Genomic DNA, 19145 nt, shown 5'->3' on the forward strand with positions numbered 1-19145 from the left:
ATCCATGTCAAACATGCAACTCGACACTCTACGGCGCATTGTCCAAGAGGTTAATGCGTCCGTCAGTTTGCATGAATCATTAGACATCATGGTTAATCAGGTTGCTGAGGCCATGAAAGTGGATGTTTGCTCTATTTATTTACTCGATGAACGCAATCAGCGCTATGTCTTAATGGCCTCTAAAGGCTTAAATCCAGAATCTGTAGGCCATGTTTCTTTGCAACTCGGTGAAGGCTTGGTTGGTCTGGTCGGGCAACGCGAAGAAATCGTTAACCTTGACAATGCGCCAAAACATGAGCGGTTCTTGTATTTACCTGAAACAGGCGAAGAAATTTATAACTCTTTCCTCGGCGTACCAGTCATGTATCGTCGTAAGGTTATGGGTGTTTTAGTTGTCCAAAACAAACTTCCTCAAGATTTTAGTGAAGCTGCCGAGTCCTTTTTAGTTACGCTATGTGCTCAGCTTTCTGGCGTTATTGCTCATGCTCATGCAGTGGGTAATATTGACGTATTTCGTAAGCCGAGTAATGGACCTGCCTATAAAACCTTCCAGGGTGCTTCAGGTGCAGGTGGCGTTGCTTTAGGTCGCGCTATTATTTTATATCCGCCTGCCGATTTGGGTTCTGTGCCTGATCGTGAAGCAGAAGATATTAGCGATGAACTTCGAATTTTAGATCAAGCCATTTCATCAGTACGTTCAGAGATTCGCTCTCTGGATGAAAAAATGCATGATTCACTCATGGCCGAAGAGCGCGCTTTATTTAGTGTTTTCTTAAGAATGCTAGATGAAAATGCATTACCAGCAGAAATTAAAGAACTCATCCGTGACGGACATTGGGCACAAGGTGCGGTGCGTCGTGTCATTGAAAAACATACTGCCCTATTTGCACAGATGGAAGATGATTATCTTCGTGAACGAGTTTCCGACCTTAAAGATTTAGGGCGACGTATTTTAGCCTCTTTGCAAGAAGAAGATTCTAGCCATCGTGAACTGAGTCCAGACAGTATTTTAATTGGTGAAGAGATTAGTACTGCGGCACTTGTAGAGTTACCGGTAGACAATATTGCAGCGATTGTGACATCCGAAGGTGCGGCCAACTCTCATATGGTGATTGTGGCCCGTGCATTAGGTATTCCAACTGTAGTTGGTGTAACTGAACTGCCAGTGAACACACTTGATGATGCAGAAATGATTGTGGATGCCTATCAGGGCCGTGTTTTTGTTAATCCGCCACGTCGTTTACGCCAACGCTATAAAGAAATTCAGAAAGAAGATGAGCAAATCGCAAAAGATCTCAAACAATACGAGACCAAAGAAGCGATTACTCCAGATGGTGTGTCTGTTCAGCTCTATGTGAATACGGGTCTCATGATTGACGTAGTACGCGGAGTACAACGTGGTGCTCAAGGCGTAGGTCTATACCGAAGTGAAATTCCATTCATGTTACGGGAACGTTTCCCAGGTGAAGAAGAACAACGCGCAATCTATCGTCAACAGTTGAGCCACTTTGCCAACAAACCTGTGGTGATGCGAACTCTGGATATTGGTGCCGATAAAGATTTGCCGTATTTCAGTATTGAAGAAGAAAACTCGGCATTAGGCTGGCGTGGTATTCGTTTCACGCTTGATCATCCCGAGATTTTTTCTTCGCAAATTCGCGCCATGCTCAAAGCCAGTATTGGTTTAAATAATTTGCATATTTTATTGCCAATGGTCACTACAGTCAGTGAAGTCGAAGAAGTACTTTATTTACTTGAGCGTGACTGGATTGCAGTGCAAGAAGAAGAGCAAGTTAAAATTACCAAACCAAAAATTGGGATTATGGTTGAGGTACCGAGCGTCCTCCTACAAATTGATGAGTTTGCTGAACTCGTCGATTTCTTCTCGGTCGGTTCAAATGACTTAACACAGTATTTACTTGCAGTTGACCGTAATAATCCACATGTGGCAAACGTTTACTCACACTTTCACCCATCCATTCTACGTGCGCTAACCCGCTTAGTTAAAGAATGTCATGAATACAAAAAACCAATAAGTATTTGTGGTGAAATGGCAGGTGATCCATTATCGGCAATTTTACTCATGGCGATGGGCTTTAATACCCTTTCGATGAGTTCAAGTAACATTTTGCGAGTAAGAAAAGCAATTTGTCATGTCCCTATGACAGATGCACAAAAATTGCTGGATGATGTCATGAAAATGAATAATCCACTCATCGTAAAAAGCTGGCTTGAGTATTATTTTAAAACTCATGGTTTAGCTGATATGGTGAAATCGAATCGAATCGTAAATGTTTAATACATAAACAATAAAGGAGAGTAATACTCTCCTTTATTGTTTGAGAGAGCTTCTACAACAACTCAATATAAAAACTTTGGATTCGATTTTATCTTCTTTTTTAAACAAAAATTTAATCGGTTTTTCAAATCAATACTGACAATTTAATCCATTTGAAAAATAAAACTTCTACTTTTACTATGTTTATAGAGCGTTATTAAAAGATCTTACGTTGTTCCAACAATTGAAGAGGTAATTCTATGCATCATTATTTACAACCTTCATCTGATTTTCCCTCTTGTTTTTTAACCTTCATACAGTAAATTGGAGGAATAACAATTAAAGGAATCTGATGGATTATTAAATAACAAAATCATGAGACAACATCTTAGTGAAAAGAATTTTAAACGGTTTTTCTCACCATTTGTTCACTCATTTCTTTATTTAATAAACATGAGTTTTCCCCCAAAAGTCCAGGAAAATGAGCCCTACTACTTTATCAAGAGCTCAATAATTATTACCCAGAGAGAATATAACCATGTCAGACGAATCAAAATGCCCTTTTTCAGGCCATAAATCAAAACCAGAGGTAACGATCGGTGGTGGCACGCCTAGCTTACATTGGTGGCCAAAACAACTACGCGTTGACTTACTAAACCAACATTCAGAACGCTCTAATCCACTCAGTAAAGATTTTGATTACCGTAAAGAATTTAAAAAACTCGACTATTACGCACTCAAAGCTGATATCAAAAATGTGTTAACAGATTCCCAAGATTGGTGGCCAGCCGATTGGGGAAATTATACAGGCCTATTTATTCGCTTAGCATGGCATGCTGCCGGTACATATCGTATGGGCGATGGTCGTGGCGGTGCTGGTCGTGGTCAACAACGTTTTGCGCCATTAAATAGTTGGCCTGACAATGCAAGCTTAGATAAAGCGCGCCGCTTACTATGGCCAGTTAAGCAAAAATACGGTCAAAAAATATCGTGGGCAGATTTATTTATTCTTGCTGGAAACATCGCACTTGAATCTTCGGGCTTCCGTACCTTTGGTTTTGGTGCAGGTCGTGAAGATGTTTGGGAGCCAGACAACGATGTAAACTGGGGTGATGAAAAAGAATGGTTAGCTCATCGAAACTCTGAAGCACTAGAAGGTAGCAATTTAGCTGCAACCGAAATGGGTCTAATTTATGTAAACCCTGAAGGTCCACAAGCCAGCGGTGACCCTAAATCAGCTGCACCATTTATCCGTGCCACTTTCGGCAACATGGCAATGGACGACGAAGAAATTGTTGCTTTAATTGCCGGTGGCCATACTTTAGGTAAAACCCATGGTGCTGGCTCTGCCGACCACGTTCAAGCTGATCCAGAGGGAGCACCAATTGAACAGATGGGCTTTGGCTGGTCAAGTAGCTTTGGTACAGGTGTCGGTAAAGATGCAATCACTTCAGGTTTAGAAGTCATTTGGTCACAAACGCCAACACAATGGAGCAACTACTTCTTTGAAAACCTGTTTAAATACGAGTGGGTACAAGAGCGCTCACCGGCTGGTGCAATTCAATGGGTAGCGGCAGATGCTGAAGCGATCATCCCCGATCCTTTCGACCCGTCAATTAAACGTAAGCCAACGATGCTTACTACAGATTTGACCTTACGTTTTGACCCTGAGTTTGAAAAGATCTCTCGTCGTTTCCTTAACGACCCACAAGCTTTCGCGAATGCTTTTGCTCGAGCATGGTTTAAATTAACTCACCGTGATATGGGTCCAAAAGCACGTTATTTAGGTCCAGAGGTTCCTGCTGAAGATTTAATTTGGCAAGATCCATTACCAGCTGCGAGCGCTATACCATCTGCTGCAAGCATTGCTGATGCAAAAGCAAAAATCGTTGCACTAGGGCTATCTGCTGGCGAATTGGTTTCGCTTGGTTGGGCTTCCGCATCAACATTCCGCGGTGGAGATAAACGCGGTGGTGCAAACGGTGCACGTATTGCTTTATCACCACAACGTGGTTGGGAAGTAAATAAAAAAGCTGTTGAGACTTTAACTAAAATTGAAGAACTCAAAGCATCTACCCAATTGTCACTGGCTGACTTAATTGTACTTGCAGGTAACATTGGTGTAGAGCAAGCCGCTCAAGCGGCGGGCTTTAATATTAGTGTTCCATTTGCTCCTGGTCGCGTTGATGCATTACAAAGTCAAACCGATGTCGAATCTTTCCAATTACTTCTCGGCCTTGCAGATGGTTTTAGGAATTGGAAAAAAGAGGGAGTCAGTGCAGCAACTGAGGCATTATTAATTGATAAAGCACAACAATTGACTTTGACTGCACCAGAATTAACTGCATTGATTGGTGGTTTACGTGTACTAGGCACCAACTGGGATGGTTCGCAACATGGTGTATTTACCCAACAGGTTGGTGTACTCAGTACAGACTTCTTTACGAACTTACTCGACATGTCTACTGTATGGGCACCTGTCGATTCAACAAGCGAAGTATTTGAAGGCAAAGACCGCAAAACAGGTGCAGTAAAATTTACCGCAACGCGTAATGATTTAGTCTTCGGTTCAAACTCAATCTTACGTGCGTTGGCCGAAGTCTATGCTCAGGCAGATGGTAAAGAAAAATTTGTTCAAGACTTTGTCGCAGCATGGACTAAAGTGATGAACCTTGATCGTTTTGACTTAGCTTAATTAAAGTCAAAATAATAAAAGCCAGTTCAATTTGAACTGGCTTTTTAATATAAAGTAACCGAGTTTTAGACAGTCAATTTATGCCCTTCCCGAATGCAGTAAAAGGGATTAGCAAGCTTTGATGAAGCTTTAATTGCTTGAGCTAAAGCATGTTCTGGATCTTCTCGATCTTCATCAGTTAACTGAAAAGTTCGATAATGAATTGCAAGAGAACGATGAGCTTGTAAATCTAAATGAGCATGAACAGCATCTTGAGGATTCATATGAACATAGCTCATTAACTTACGAGGTTCATAAGCACCTATTGGAAGTAAGGCAACTCGCGGTGCGCCATAACGAGCATGTATTTGCTTAAAATGACCCGCATAACCGGTATCACCCGCAAAGAAACAATGACCTGTTTTAGCCACAACCGAAAAGCCGCCCCAAAGTGCCTTATTCTGGTCGCGTAAACCACGGCCTGAACCATGCTGTGCAGGTGTATAGATTATTCTTAATTCGTGATAGGGAATTTCTTGCCACCAATCCATCTCAATGACATGAAACTCTTTAGGTAGATAAAACCCATTCCCAAGTCCAGTGTAAATTGGCATTGCGAATTTTTTATGTAGCCATTCAAGTGTCGCCAAGTCCATATGGTCATAATGATTATGACTGAGCAAAACTCCATGAATCGTCGGTAATTGTTCTAGTGCAAAACCTGCTGGGCATACACGGCGTGGGCCACGCCCTTGTGAAGGACTTGCATAATCACACCACACTGGGTCGGTAATAAAGTTATAAGGACCAATCTGAACCAATACCGTTGCATGCCCAACGAACCAGACTTGCCAATCATCCAGATCTGCCTGAGGTCGATTTTGCGGCAAAGCTACAGCCGTATTTACACGAGTTTCATATTCATTTTGAATATCCACTTTCCATGTAAAAGACTCACGCGTAACTAACCAACGCAATAACTCTTTTGAGCCACGAGCAGGTGACTTAGGCTGTTGATTATAAAAACGTGTATCCGTTTCATGCCCAGACTCGGGATGACAAAAAGGAGGTTTTATCCATGTATGCGTCCAACAGGACTGAGTCGGCAATTGATATGTTAATGTCGGCTTGTCTTTCATGGGCTTTTCTATGTTTTAGCATCAGCAGAATGGATGTGATCAGGTTTCTATCTTAACGATTAAAACAAATTAAGCTATGGCACTTACACTTATTTATCATATAAATATCCATTTTATCGTGGTCATAGCCAACCTAAGTTAAATTAGAGTGCCATAAAAAGCACTTAGATGTGTTGAGTTTATGCGTCAGTAATTACCATTCTTACTAAGACTTCTTGTATAACATAACAATTAGAAGATGACGAAAAGCCGCCATAGAACCTGTCTATTTCATCTTTGTCGCCCGTAATTTTTAACTTAAGATTCTTCTGTGCAATGAAAACAATATATTTAGTAACAATTACATTTGGGTAGATCTTAGCGACCTCTAGGTTATAAATTTATTTTATTATTCTAGTTTTTGCATAATATGAGAATTTCTTAAATGAATATTTAAATCCTTTAAAAAATTCTTTGATTAATTAAAAATAATGTATTTATTATTTAATTATTAATATATTTTATGAATTATTTGAGCTTATATTCCCATATTAAATCTTTAATGAAAATTAAAATTCCATTTATTTTATAAATACCTAAATCACCTTCACGCTATATCTATTTATGCTTTATACTTCACTTAAATCATAGTAAGACATTTTTTGGATTAGTCTTATGGAACTACGCCATCTCCGATATTTCATTACCGTTGCTGAAGAATTAAATTTTAGTAAAGCCGCTCTTAAACTTTTTACTGCACAGCCCTCTCTTAGCCAACAAATTAAAGATTTAGAAGAAGACGTTGGTGTACGACTTTTAAACCGCACAAAACGCAAAGTTGAGTTAACAGAAGAAGGCGAAGTATTTTTAGAACATGCTCGACTCACCCTCGCTCAGGCTGAAAAAGCGGTCGCTATGGCACGACAAGTTTCTAAGGCTAAACAGCAATTGTTACGTATCGGTTTCGTTCCCATCGCAGAAATGAAAATTTTCCCTTATGTACTTCCTAATCTTCGACTACAACACCCCGACCTTACTATTGAACTATCTAATTTAAACAATACTGAACAGCTTAAAGCCTTAAAAAAAGGAGAGCTGGACATTACGTTTACCCGTGAAAATACAGATAGTGATGAAATACAAAGCCAATTTGTTTTAACTGAACCCCTGATTTTCTTACTTCCTAAAAATCATCCACTTGCTCAATATGATCGAATCCCAGTCCATGCTTTACAAGGTATTGACTTTATCATTCCGGCAGCCGAACAATCACAAACCTTACATAACACCATTTTAGATTTCGCTAAAACTCATAACATCGAACTGAATATTGTTCAAAAAGCAGATAGCATATTGTTCAACATTAACTCTCTTGGTTCTGGATTAGGCTGTACAATTTTACCTGCCTATGTTGCGCCTTTAGGCATCAAAAACACGATAGTTCGTCCACTTGATGTCGACTTACCAACACTTGATTTATTCGTAAACTATCGTAAAAACTCACAGTCTTTAGGCGTTCAAAAATTCATTGACCAGCTCACTAAAGTATTTCATTTAGATAAAAACTTAAACCACGCTTAATTATTACGAATAATTTTATTATTAAGCGCATGATTAATAAGATCATCTTTATAAAAAAGTATAAATAAATATTCCTTCTATTTATTTTATACTTTTTATAAACAGTTTAATCCGCGGTAATATCCTATTTTATCTAATAGGTAAAATTAAATATCTCATGAATATAAATGAAAAGAATTGAAATAAAATCTATATAAAACCATATATTATTTTCACCATTTAATAAAAAATAATATATTTCCCGTGTAATAAAGGAGACTAGGAAAATGGTTGGCGTATTTCAACATCTAGGACGTAGTGTACAAAACCGCCCACATTTCTTTATTGCTTTATTCATAGGTATTGTCACAGCCGGTATTTTGACATAGTTAACGTCATGGAAATGGTCAACTATTTTATTAGTCAGCTGGAATGCTTCCGTTAGCATATATTTACTACATGTTTGGCAACTCATGAAAAGTGCCGACCATTCACAAATGCAACAGCAAGCAAAAAAACAAGATGAAAGCAAATGGGTCATTATGCTGATTGTTTTATTGGCATTAATCATGTGTTTGGTTGCTATTCTAATTCAACTGTCACAGCTCCCTTCTGACAGTTCTGCAAAGTTAGGTCATGTGGCTTTAGCTTTGCTCACCATTGTGTCTGCATGGCTTTTTATGCATACCGTTTTTGCTCTACATTATGCCCATGATTTTTATATGGCTTTATCTAGAAATGAGGAAAATGGAGGGTTAGATTTCCCTGGCACAAAACAGCCAACTTATCCTGATTTTCTATATTTTAGTTATATTATTGGTACTTCTGCTCAAACTGCGGACGTGTCAATTACCACCAAGCATATGCGTCTTTTAAACTTATTCCACGCTGTGTTGTCTTTTGGATTTAATACCACCATTTTAGCGATCTGCATTAACGTTGCTGCTGGCTTTCTTACCAATTAAAACCTTTAGTTAAAAACAAAAAAGCCACCCTTTTGGGTGACTTTTAGGAATATTAAGTTTACAGCAGTTGCCCCATAGTACTTTGTTTTAAGCCTTCACGCTGTTTGATCGTTTCAACATAACGGGTAATAGCAGGATGTGATTCAATCGCATTCATTTTTAACTGCCATAAAAGCATTGCTCCAACACTTACATCTGCTGCGGTAAATTGCTCACCACATACATACGGATTCGCTTCACTCAATCCCTGAACTAAAGCTTGATAAGCATCGTTGTAATCGCCATAGCCAACAAACATTTTTTGCTCAGGTGATACTTCTATGCCTAAAGCTTTATCAACACCTGCAGCTTCCCAAGGGCCCGCCATCAAAAATAACCAACGATAGTACAAACCACGTTTCGGATCATCTAAAGCAGGAGCCAAACCTTTATCACTAAACTTATCAGCCAAATAAGCACAGATTGCACCCAACTCATAAATCACGACATCGCCATCTACCAATACCGGTACTTTTCCAAAAGGATTAAGTTTTAGATATTCAGGCGACTTCATCTCGGTCTTATATGCGACTTCAATTCGTTCACATTCAACACCCAACTCGACCAAAAGCCAGTCAATAACTACACCACGTGACTCTTTGTTAGTATAAAGTTTAAGGCTCATTCTTATTGCTCCTTGTTTATCGTAGTTCCTAGTTTACAAATAACTTTTGTCAGTTTTTGTCAGTAGTCCTTTGCATTTCTTGTTTCCACCATCTTTGAAACAGATGTTTTTTAAATTCAGGATATATTTCCTCACTCATTTGCAAGTCATGGATACGATCTATCCTAAAATGGCGAAATGCCTGCCGTAATTCACACCAAGCAGCAAGTACAACTTTGTCATGTAAATACCCTAAAGCAAAAGGCCAAAGTGAACGTTTACTTAACCGTTTTTGTTCATCGCAATAATCGACTTTTATTTTTACTTGTTTACGAATCGCTAAACGTACTTGTTCTACTAAAGCTTCATCAACCGGATGCCAGTAATGTGTAACGCCTAGCGTCATGTCATCGATCAAATATTTCCGGTGCTCAGGTAGAACTGCATAAAGTTTAGAATAGATTGAAACGGCTGCCGATTTCATTGCCTGATCTGGAACGTCTTTCAACCACTCTAAAGCTAAAAATAGAGCTTCGGCTTCATTCTCATTAAAAGTAACCGGTGGTAATAAGATGTCTTCTTTAAGCTGAAAACCCAAGCCTGCTGAGGCATCAATTCTTACACCTTGCTCACGTAAGCTATCAATATCTCGATAGACACTTCGAACACTAATGTTTAAGCTTTCAGCCAAGACTTGTGCTGTGATTGGGTAACGGGCTTCACGGAGCTGTTGTAAAAGATTTAATAGACGAATTGAACGGCTCATTTTTCTCTTCTTATTGTTTTGTTATTCAGCTTAAAGAAAGAGGGAACGTATTCCCTCTTTAATACTATTTTAATTTAAGCGACATCTACAGTAGGTAACTGAGCATATCCTCTCAAAAAGCTGTGAAGCTCTTGTACATCTTTAGCAATCGTTAAAGGTTGAAACTTTTGCAGAACTTCAACAGAATGTACGCCATAGCCTACTCCAATACGCGGCATCCCTAAACGCTGTGCCATCTCAAGATCATAGCTGCTGTCACCAATCATGACTGCTTGCTCAACACTCACTCCAGTGGCTGTTAAGATTTCTTGCAGCATGAGCGGATCTGGTTTTGAACGTGTTTCGTTGGCTGCCCGAGTCACATCAAAAAGATGAGTACTTTGTGTTTTTGCGATTACACGGTCTAACCCACGGCGATTTTTACCCGTCGCAACTGCAAGTTTTAAACCTTGGGCTTTTAAATCATGGAGTAGTTCAGAAATACCCTCAAACCATGCATCACTAGTCGAGTTCGCAATATAGTGATCGCCATATGCCTTTAAGATCGAGTCATGCAATTCTGGCGCTTCTGGAAATAAGGTCTGCATCACCTCAGGCAAGCCTAACCCAATAATACTTTTTGCGGCTTCATCGCTTAGAGACAATTCATGTTGCTCTGCTGCATGTTGTAGGCTCGCAACAATCTGGCCAACAGAGTTATATAAAGTTCCATCCCAGTCAAAAATTACTAATTCGGTTTTCAGACTCATTTTGCTACTCTCAAAGCCTTTAATAACTGGGTCATGTCTTCTGGCAACGGCGCTTCAATCGGTGGATAACCCGGAATATCTAAACGCATCGCGTGTAAACATAAACGTCGTGCCTGCGGACCTGCGTACTCAGTGATATGTCCATATTTATCATCACCCACTAACGGATGTCCAATACTTAAACCATGTACACGAATTTGATGGGTACGACCTGATAACGGCGATGCATGAACCAAAGTGGCATTTTTAAAACGCTCTGCAACAACCCATTCGGTTTTACTCGGTTTACCTTCTTTAGACACACGTACACGACGCTCGCCATTGGCTAACTCATAACGAAATAAAGGAGCATCAATGAGCTGTTTATCGAGACTCACCTGACCTTTTACAATTGCCGCATAAGTCTTACGAATTTTGTGCTCACGCAACATATCTTGTAGCAGCTTTAAAGTACTACGTTTCTTGCTAATCATGACCAGCCCAGAGGTGTCACGGTCGATGCGGTGAATCAGTTCTAAATATTTTTTACCTGTCGCAGCGCGTAAAGCCTCAATCAAACCATACGCCACACCACTACCACCATGTACAGCAATACCTGATGGTTTATTGATGACTAACAGACCTTCATCTTCATAGACCACACGGCTGAGTAGGCTCTGTGCTACACTGTCACTTACAGGAGCAGCGGTTTCATCCTTTTGTTCATAGCGAATAGGTGCAACACGAATCTGATCTCCAACCTCTAATTTGGTCTCAGCTTTAATACGTTTTTTGTTTACTCGAACCTGACCTTCACGAATCAAACGATAAATACGACTCTTAGGTACACCCTTTAAACGCGAAAACAGGAAATTATCAATTCGCTGTCCTGCTTGATGTTCATCCACCTCAAACCAAGTGACACTTTGCCATTGCTGTGTAGAATTCATACTAATATTTAAACCTGAAATTTTGCTAAATTTGATTAATAAATGACCGATTAGCTTAGTTTTTTCACAAGAAATCTAAGCTTAGCCCATAGGCAGATGCTGCAAGGTTTGATATAGTCAGCGCACGGATACCGCCGTAAGTGAACATCTAATAGGGAATTTCCCTGATTGAAACCTCAATCAAAATGATGCTTTCATCACCAGCTCGGATTGGTCCTAAAGAATTATGCCGACGCCGAAGGCTTATTATATCGGCAAAATGACAAACTGTTGCGTTTAATTCAGTTTGTTCAAAAAAATATGTTACCAACTCTAGTTGGTTATGGAACGTAAACTGATACACATCAGACAAATCGCTCCTTAATGTTGCCTTCAGGCTAAAGCGTTGATGCATTGGAACTGCCGAAAGCACCGATACGATGAGCATTCCGTATCAAACTTCCAAAAAGAAGTCACTTCGCGCCCAATGACAGTGAAAGTCATTAACCAATGCACCGCTCACCCGCCAGTGAAGCACTAAGGAAGTCCGATTTAAAGGTTGAAGCAGTATTGCCTACATCACAGACGAGAATCGAAGCTAAGGCTAAATGTAGCCGGTAACAGATGACTCAGACCACAAATATTTTGAGATCTGGGAAATGTTCCGTCATGTTCGATGTTCGTTCAGAACCTTTAAGTTTGTGCGATATGTTTGTGTGGGTCACTATTAGGTGTCACACCCATGAAACGTATGTTGATTAATGCAACTCACGCAGAAGAAGTCCGCGTTGCACTTATCACTGGTAATCGTCTTTACGATTTTGATTTAGAGAATCGTACCCGAGAACAGAAAAAATCCAATATCTATAAAGGCCATGTAACCCGCGTAGAACCATCTTTAGAAGCTGTTTTTGTTGAATACGGCGCAGGCCGTCAAGGCTTCTTGTCTATGCGCGAAATTGCTAACAGTTATTTCCAAGCAGACCCACGACAAACTTCAAACATTCGTGAACTTATCACTGAAGGTACTGAATTACTTGTTCAAGTCGAAAAAGAAGAACGTGGCAATAAAGGTGCAGCCCTTTCTACCTTTATTTCACTTGCAGGACGTTATTTGGTTCTTATGCCAAACAACCCGAAAGGCGGCGGTATTAGTCGTCAAATTTCAGGTTCTGTACGTGAAGAATTAAAAGAAATTTTAGCTTCTTTAAATTTACCACGTGGTATGAGCGTTATTGTACGTACCGCTGGTATTGGCCGTACCCAAGAAGAATTACAGTTAGACTTACAGCATTTGCTTGACCTTTGGGCTCAAATCCAAGGCACAGCAAGCTCTGGTCCTTCTCCAATGCTGGTTCATCAAGAAGCTGGTGTTGTTACTCGCGCTATCCGCGATTATTTACGTGATGATGTTGCAGAAATTTTAATTGATAGCGAACAGGCTTATAACGAAGCTTACAACTTTGTTAAAGCAGTGATGCCACGTCAATTAGACAAACTCAAAACTTATACTTTAAACGAGCCATTATTTGCTCATTTTGGTATTGAAAGCCAAATTCAAACTGCTTATGAGCGTGAAGTAAAACTTCCTTCTGGTGGTTCAATCGTAATTGACCAGACTGAAGCTTTAGTTTCAATCGACATTAACTCTGCGAAATCAACTCGTGGACATGACGTTGAAGAAACTGCGCTGAATACTAACTTAGAAGCAGCAGAAGAAATTGCTCGCCAACTTCGTCTTCGTGACATTGGTGGTTTAGTTGTAATCGACTTCATCGATATGACTAAAGAGCGCAACCAGCGTATGGTTGAAGCAAAACTTCGTGAAGCAACACAAAGCGATCGTGCCCGTATCCAGTTCGGTCAATTGTCTCGTTTTGGCTTAATGGAAATGAGCCGTCAACGTCTACGCCCATCTCTTGAAGAAGCAACGGGTTATGTCTGCCCTCGCTGTCATGGTACAGGCATGGTTCGTGACTTACGCTCACTTTCGCTTTCAATTATGCGCAAAGTAGAAGAAATCGCGCTTCGTGAACGTCATGGTGAAGTACAAGTAGAAGTACCTGTTGAAATTGCAGCATTCTTGCTCAATGAAAAACGTCATAGTCTTGTTTACTTAGAACAAACTTCTGGTGTTCGTGTGACTGTTTTACCTCACCCACACTTAGAAACACCTCACTACGAAATTCAGTACAATCCAGATGGTTTTGCACCTTCTAGCTATGAACGTACTGAAGCAACTCGTTCAAGTGAAAAAGAGTTAGGTTATGAATCTTCTGAATGGCATTTAGAAGAAGCCGATCATGGCCATACGCATGCTACCCCTGCTGCCAACAACGCAGCTAATCAAAAGAAAGCAAATCAAGCAGCTCAACCTGCTGCTCAGGCAAGCGCTCAAAAAGCAGCGAGTCCTTGTGCATGGTTAGAAAACCTGTTTGTTCAAAAACAAGCTCAAACAGTTGATCAATCTCGCTCAGCACAAAATGCTGCTGCCGCAATTGAACAAATGGTGAATACAGGCGCTGTTAGCCGTGGGCAGTTTGGACAAGTTGTAGCACCAGCAGTTGCTGAAGTTACTTCGGCTCCATCTAACAATGCTTATATTTCTCAATCTCCTGTTAAACAGGAAGCACGTGAGAATGTTGAAAAAGACGATAAAGTACAACAGCAACGTCCAAACAACAAAAAACGTAAGCACAAAGAGCAACGTGAACAACATCAACATCACCACAATCAAGAACCACAGCAACAACAGGTTCATGAAGAGGTTGTACAGTTATCACGCCAAGAGCAACGTGAATTAAAACGTCAACAAAAGCGTCAGCAACAAGATCAGCCGCATGCGCAACATCAAAATGATGGGCAACAAGCTGAACATGCTGTACCACGTCGTGATCGTAATAATCAACAACGTCCAAACCGCCCGAATCGCCACCGCGATCCAAGCGTATTAAATGAAAATCAAAATACGCCGGCACCAGCAGTTGTTGATGAAAAACAAATTAAGGTTGATTTGATTGATGCTCCACAGCATGAAGTCATGAATACAGCCTTGGTCATCAATGTTGATCAAGCACAAAGCGAAATTATTGCTTTAACGCCTGAGCAACCTGTTGAACGTACTGAAAAAGCACCTGTTGTTGAAGCTACTCAAGAACCAGCTCCAGCACCAGTTGTGGCAGTGGAAGAGACAGTAACTGTTGAAGCAGAAGCTCCTCAACCAAAGGCTGAAAAAACTCAACCGCAAATTCAGCGTGCAAGTAATGATCCTCGTATGCGTCGCCGTGAACAACGCAATGCAAAACGTGCTAAAGCTGCTGCACCATCAATTGCCCCATCGCAAATTCCAACGTTGGCGCAATATACAATTGGTAGCTTGATTCGTCATGTTTACGGTGAAGACTGCACAGTATTGATTGAACAGTTTGGTTTAGTTCCAACATTCAATCGTGCATTGCAGAAATTTGCAGAGCAATATGCAAGTACTCTAGTAACTGAAGTTCCAGCGGAAGCTGAAGACAAAAAGCCTGTTACTCGTGATGCTGAGCTTCCAAGCAACAAGCCTTCACAAGAAGCAGAACCTGCACCAGTACTTGCGTTGACGCCACCAAAAGAAGCGACACCACGTGTTGCTAATGATCCACGTGAACGTCGTCGTCTAGCGAAACTTGCTGCTGAACAAGCTTTTGAGCAAGTCAAACAACAACATTCTGCAACAGAAGAAGCTGCACCTGTAGCTGAGTCTGTAGAACAAACTGTTGTTGTTCCTACTGCTGAAGCACAAGTACCTGCCGAATCAAAACAGCAACCGCTTGAGCTTGATCAGGAAACTGATGTAGCAGCTAGCGTAGAAACACCAACTGAAACTGTAGTTGAAGCTCCAGTTGCAAAACAGCCAAAAGCAGCTGCAAAAGTCAAAGCAGCTACAGAACAAGCTGTAGAGCCAACTGAAGCTCCTGCCGAGAGTGAATCAGAAGATTCTAAAGCTGATAAGGACAAACCAAGTCGTCCTCGTCGCCCTCGCGGTCGCCCACCAAAGAAAGCAAATCCTGTAGCTGAGTAAATCATTTGCTCAATTGCAGCTAATTTAAACAAACCTAGTCATTTCGATGACTAGGTTTTTTTTGTTATTTTTAGCCAATTAGGTTGATTGCACTAGAAGAAAAGTTTTAAAAGCATGGTGAACCATGAAAATACTGTACTTTTGCCAACACAACCTTTTTGGATTGATCGAAAAATAAATAGGATTGATATGAGCCAGACAACACAGACCGATATCATTACGCTTGGGGATGTTGCCACCAGACTTCCTAGCTTCATTCCCAAAGTACCCCATATCCTGAATGGTCTTAAACAGGCTTATTTAAGAACAGCAAATACACCAACTGGATTAGGTGTAGCTTTTGAGAAAGCTGTTAAGCGAAATCCGAAAGGTATTGCTTTATTATTTGAAGATCAAAGTTACTCATACGAAGCTTTAAATGAATGGGCTAACCAGATTTCTCATTATTATTTATCTCTCGGCGCACGTAAAGGTGATGTGATTGCCGTAATGGTTGAGAACCGTTCTGAGCTTATTGCCACTATTGTAGGCTTAGCTAAAATTGGGGTAACTATTGCGCTTGTGAATACATCTCAAGTCGGTAAAGTTCTCGCTCATAGTATCAACCTTGTAAAACCAATTGCAGTCATTGCGGGTGAAGAAGTCCGTGCTGCAATCGATGAAATTCGTCAAGACTTAAATGTTCCTAAAGACCGTTTCCACTGGTTTGCAGATCAGGCTACTCGTCAAGATGCAGGAACGGCACCTCAAGGTTATGCCAATCTTGCAATAGAAATTGATCAATTCCCGAAATTCAATCCATCGACCACACACTCTGTTCATGGTAATGATGGTCTGTTTTATATTTATACTTCGGGAACAACAGGATTACCAAAAGCAGTTATTTTTAAACATAGTCGCTGGACACTCGCATATGGCACTTATGGCCACATTTTAAACCTTGGTCCAGATGATGTGATGTATGTAACTTTGCCGCTGTATCATGCAACAGGCGTGGTTGTTTGCTGGTGTGGTGTGATTGCAGGAAGCTCTACCCTTGCCATTCGACGTAAATATTCAACCAGTGCTTTCTGGAAAGATGTTCAGAAGTTTAATGCCTCTGCAATCGGCTATGTAGGTGAACTTTGCCGCTACTTGATGGATGCTCCGACTACAGAGCTTGACCGTGCTCACCGTGTAACCAAAATGATTGGTAACGGCATGCGTCCAAACATCTGGGATAAATTCAAACAACGTTTTGGCGTTCAAGAAGTTCTTGAGCTTTATGCCTCAAGTGAAGGTAACGTTGGCTTTAGTAATATTTTCAACTTTGACAACACAGTAGGCTTCTCCCCTACGCCATACGCAATTATTGAGTTTGATAAAGAGAAAAACGAACCAATACGCGATAAAAATGGCTGGTGTAAAAAAGTTAAAGCGGGTGAAGTCGGTTTATTGGTAGGTAAAATTACCAGTCGCTCTCCATTTGACGGCTATACCGACCCAGAAAAGAACAAATCTGTGATTATGCAAGATGTCTTCAAAAAGGGGGACTCATATTTCAACACAGGTGATCTTGTCCGCAATATTGGTTTCCGTCATGCCCAGTTTGTTGACCGCTTAGGCGATACCTTCCGCTGGAAAGGCGAAAATGTATCTACCACCGAAGTTGAAAACATGGTGTGTGAATATGACAAGATCGCTGAAGCTGTCGTTTATGGTGTAGAAATTCCAAATACCAATGGTCGTGCAGGTATGGCAGCAATCACACTTGCTGATGGTGCCGAGTTAAATGACGCTGATTTAACAGAAATGGTGACTGTATTTAAAAAATGCTTACCCGCTTATGCGGTACCAGTGTTTTTACGTATACAAGCTAAAGTTGAAACTACAGGTACTTTTAAGTACCAAAAGAATAAATTGAAGGAAGATGCGTTTAATCCAAGCAAAACTTCTGAACGTTTACTCGCTTTATTGCCTGGTGCAAGCAGTTACTGTGACATCACAACTGAAATTTTTGACAACATTCAGGCATATAAATACCGTTTTTAGTTCATTTTTTAGCTAAACAAGAGGAAATCGTGCTTTTTATAGGCAATCATGCAAATGTTTTTAAATTTCCTCTTGTGTTAGTTGAATAACTTGCTAAAATACGCGACATCAAAACAAAGGTGGTGTTAGAAAACTTTTAGTTATCTTGCACTTCACATTCAAATGATATTTGAATGTTTGTTCAGGGTCGTTAGCTCAGTTGGTAGAGCAGCGGACTTTTAATCCGTTGGTCCCGCGTTCGAGTCGCGGACGACCCACCACTTATCTGTTTTGAACCTATTTGGGTCGTTAGCTCAGTTGGTAGAGCAGCGGACTTTTAATCCGTTGGTCCCGCGTTCGAGTCGCGGACGACCCACCAAATTCTAAAAAGCCTCTCACTGCGAGAGGTTTTTTTTATTGTTAATGTATTTTAGTTTTATGACTAAAAGATGACGATGCACTTCTTATATAGAACATCCCTAGCCCATTCCATAAAGATTTCCAAACGTTTAGGAATATAACTTCTATTCGGATATAAAATATTAAGTGGAAGTGATTGAGCGGTATAGGCACTTAGTACTTCAACTAAAGTTCCCTGCTCGATTTTATCCTGAACATCGTAGTATGGAAGTTGAATAATTCCCAAACCTGCAATAGCCGCTGCAATATAGGCTTCCGTATTATTTACGCTTAAAGCACTATCCATCATCACAGTTCCATCTTGATATAAAAATACGCCCTGTTTTTCTCCTACGGCTCCCGCATAGTTAATGAGTTTGTGTTGAGATAGATCTTCTAATTGTTCAGGAATACCGTAGTGTTCTAAATAGTCAGCACTTGCACAGTTCACCATAATCAAGTTACCAACAAATTTCGCGATTAAACTACTATTATCTAGCTGCCCCACCCGAACAACACAATCGATTCCTTTCTCGATTAAGTCAGTGATGTCATCAGAGCTATGAAGTTGTAAATGGATATCTGGATAACGCCTATAGAAATCGGGAAGTTCAGGGATAATCACCTGATGTACTATTCGGCTGGGCATTGAAATTTTTAGCGTGCCACGATAATGCTGCTTTTGTGCCTGTATAAGCTGTTCAAGCTGTTCATAATCAAATAATAGATTTTGACACTCAGGTAATATTCGTTGTCCATCTTGGGTAAGGCTAACTTTACGCGTAGTTCGATGAAATAAGCGTACTCCATAGTGAGTTTCCAGCTGTTGAATTGCGCTCGTTACTGTCGAGCGAGGTAAATCAAGCTGATTTGCCACTTCACTAAAGCTTTGTCGCTTAGCGACTTCTGTAAAAATAAAAAATTGCTGCAACCGATCCATTTAATTGTTCGTATTTTTTGAATAGTTAAACCAAACTAGCATAATTGATCAAAAATTACCGCCAATCTAGAC

11 protein-coding genes, 2 tRNA genes and 1 pseudogene are annotated in these 19145 nt (G+C 40.4%); 8 read left to right on the forward strand and 6 right to left on the reverse strand.

Annotated features, from left to right (window positions below):
- The first annotated feature begins 4 nt into the window (after positions 1-4).
- Both ptsP and katG read left to right on the forward strand, forming a co-directional pair.
- Complete coding sequence (gene ptsP, locus KTJ10_RS08890) at positions 5-2299, forward strand: phosphoenolpyruvate--protein phosphotransferase (RefSeq protein WP_046811459.1); 2295 nt, start codon at positions 5-7, stop codon at positions 2297-2299.
- Positions 2300-2816: 517 nt separating this feature from the next.
- Positions 2817-4973, forward strand: coding sequence for a catalase/peroxidase HPI (gene katG / locus KTJ10_RS08895; protein WP_126645039.1), 2157 nt, complete (start codon positions 2817-2819; stop codon positions 4971-4973).
- Positions 4974-5038: 65 nt separating this feature from the next.
- Here katG and KTJ10_RS08900 read toward each other — a convergent pair whose 3' ends face one another.
- Positions 5039-6091, reverse strand: a complete 1053-nt coding sequence (locus tag KTJ10_RS08900) for an MBL fold metallo-hydrolase (RefSeq protein ID WP_262441824.1) — start codon at positions 6089-6091, stop codon at positions 5039-5041.
- 654 nt (positions 6092-6745) lie between these two features.
- Here KTJ10_RS08900 and hcaR point away from each other — a divergent pair.
- A complete protein-coding gene (hcaR, locus tag KTJ10_RS08905) occupies positions 6746-7651 on the forward strand; it encodes a DNA-binding transcriptional regulator HcaR (RefSeq protein ID WP_005066014.1) in 906 nt (301 codons plus the stop codon).
- Between the two features lie 266 nt (positions 7652-7917).
- Positions 7918-8595, forward strand: a pseudogene (locus KTJ10_RS08910) (DUF1345 domain-containing protein).
- 58 nt (positions 8596-8653) lie between these two features.
- Here the strand turns inward: KTJ10_RS08910 and KTJ10_RS08915 are convergent.
- The 4 genes from KTJ10_RS08915 to KTJ10_RS08930 all read right to left on the reverse strand — a co-directional run bounded on the left by KTJ10_RS08915 (position 8654) and on the right by KTJ10_RS08930 (position 11682).
- Positions 8654-9259 (reverse strand): glutathione S-transferase family protein, encoded by a 606-nt coding sequence (locus KTJ10_RS08915; RefSeq protein ID WP_014208278.1) that lies wholly within the window; start codon positions 9257-9259, stop codon positions 8654-8656.
- A 49-nt stretch (positions 9260-9308) separates the two neighbouring features.
- Positions 9309-10004 carry a helix-turn-helix transcriptional regulator gene (locus KTJ10_RS08920; protein ID WP_005079232.1) on the reverse strand — a complete coding sequence of 232 codons (696 nt, stop codon included), beginning with the start codon at positions 10002-10004 and terminating at the stop codon, positions 9309-9311.
- A 74-nt stretch (positions 10005-10078) separates the two neighbouring features.
- Complete coding sequence (locus KTJ10_RS08925; RefSeq protein WP_262441825.1) at positions 10079-10753, reverse strand: HAD-IA family hydrolase; 675 nt, start codon at positions 10751-10753, stop codon at positions 10079-10081.
- Entirely contained in the window at positions 10750-11682 is a 933-nt protein-coding gene (locus KTJ10_RS08930; protein WP_262441826.1) for an RluA family pseudouridine synthase, read from the reverse strand. The genes KTJ10_RS08925 and KTJ10_RS08930 overlap by 4 nt, the downstream gene beginning before the upstream one ends.
- 721 nt (positions 11683-12403) lie before the next feature.
- Here KTJ10_RS08930 and KTJ10_RS08935 point away from each other — a divergent pair.
- The 4 genes from KTJ10_RS08935 (at position 12404) to KTJ10_RS08950 (ending at position 18113) form a co-directional block, all read left to right on the forward strand.
- Complete coding sequence (locus KTJ10_RS08935) at positions 12404-15724, forward strand: Rne/Rng family ribonuclease (protein ID WP_262441827.1); 3321 nt, start codon at positions 12404-12406, stop codon at positions 15722-15724.
- Positions 15725-15913: 189 nt separating this feature from the next.
- Complete coding sequence (locus KTJ10_RS08940) at positions 15914-17755, forward strand: long-chain-acyl-CoA synthetase (RefSeq protein WP_199977364.1); 1842 nt, start codon at positions 15914-15916, stop codon at positions 17753-17755.
- Between the two features lie 184 nt (positions 17756-17939).
- Positions 17940-18015 (forward strand) — tRNA-Lys (locus KTJ10_RS08945).
- 22 nt (positions 18016-18037) lie between these two features.
- Positions 18038-18113 (forward strand) — tRNA-Lys (locus KTJ10_RS08950).
- Positions 18114-18176: 63 nt separating this feature from the next.
- On the opposite strand, the gene KTJ10_RS08955 is transcribed toward KTJ10_RS08950, so the two are convergent.
- Positions 18177-19073, reverse strand: a complete 897-nt coding sequence (locus tag KTJ10_RS08955; protein WP_262441828.1) for a LysR family transcriptional regulator — start codon at positions 19071-19073, stop codon at positions 18177-18179.
- Positions 19074-19145 lie beyond the last annotated feature (72 nt).

Origin of the sequence: Acinetobacter sp. WU_MDCI_Abxc222, from assembly GCF_025514755.1 — a bacterium.
GTDB lineage: Bacteria > Pseudomonadota > Gammaproteobacteria > Pseudomonadales > Moraxellaceae > Acinetobacter > Acinetobacter geminorum.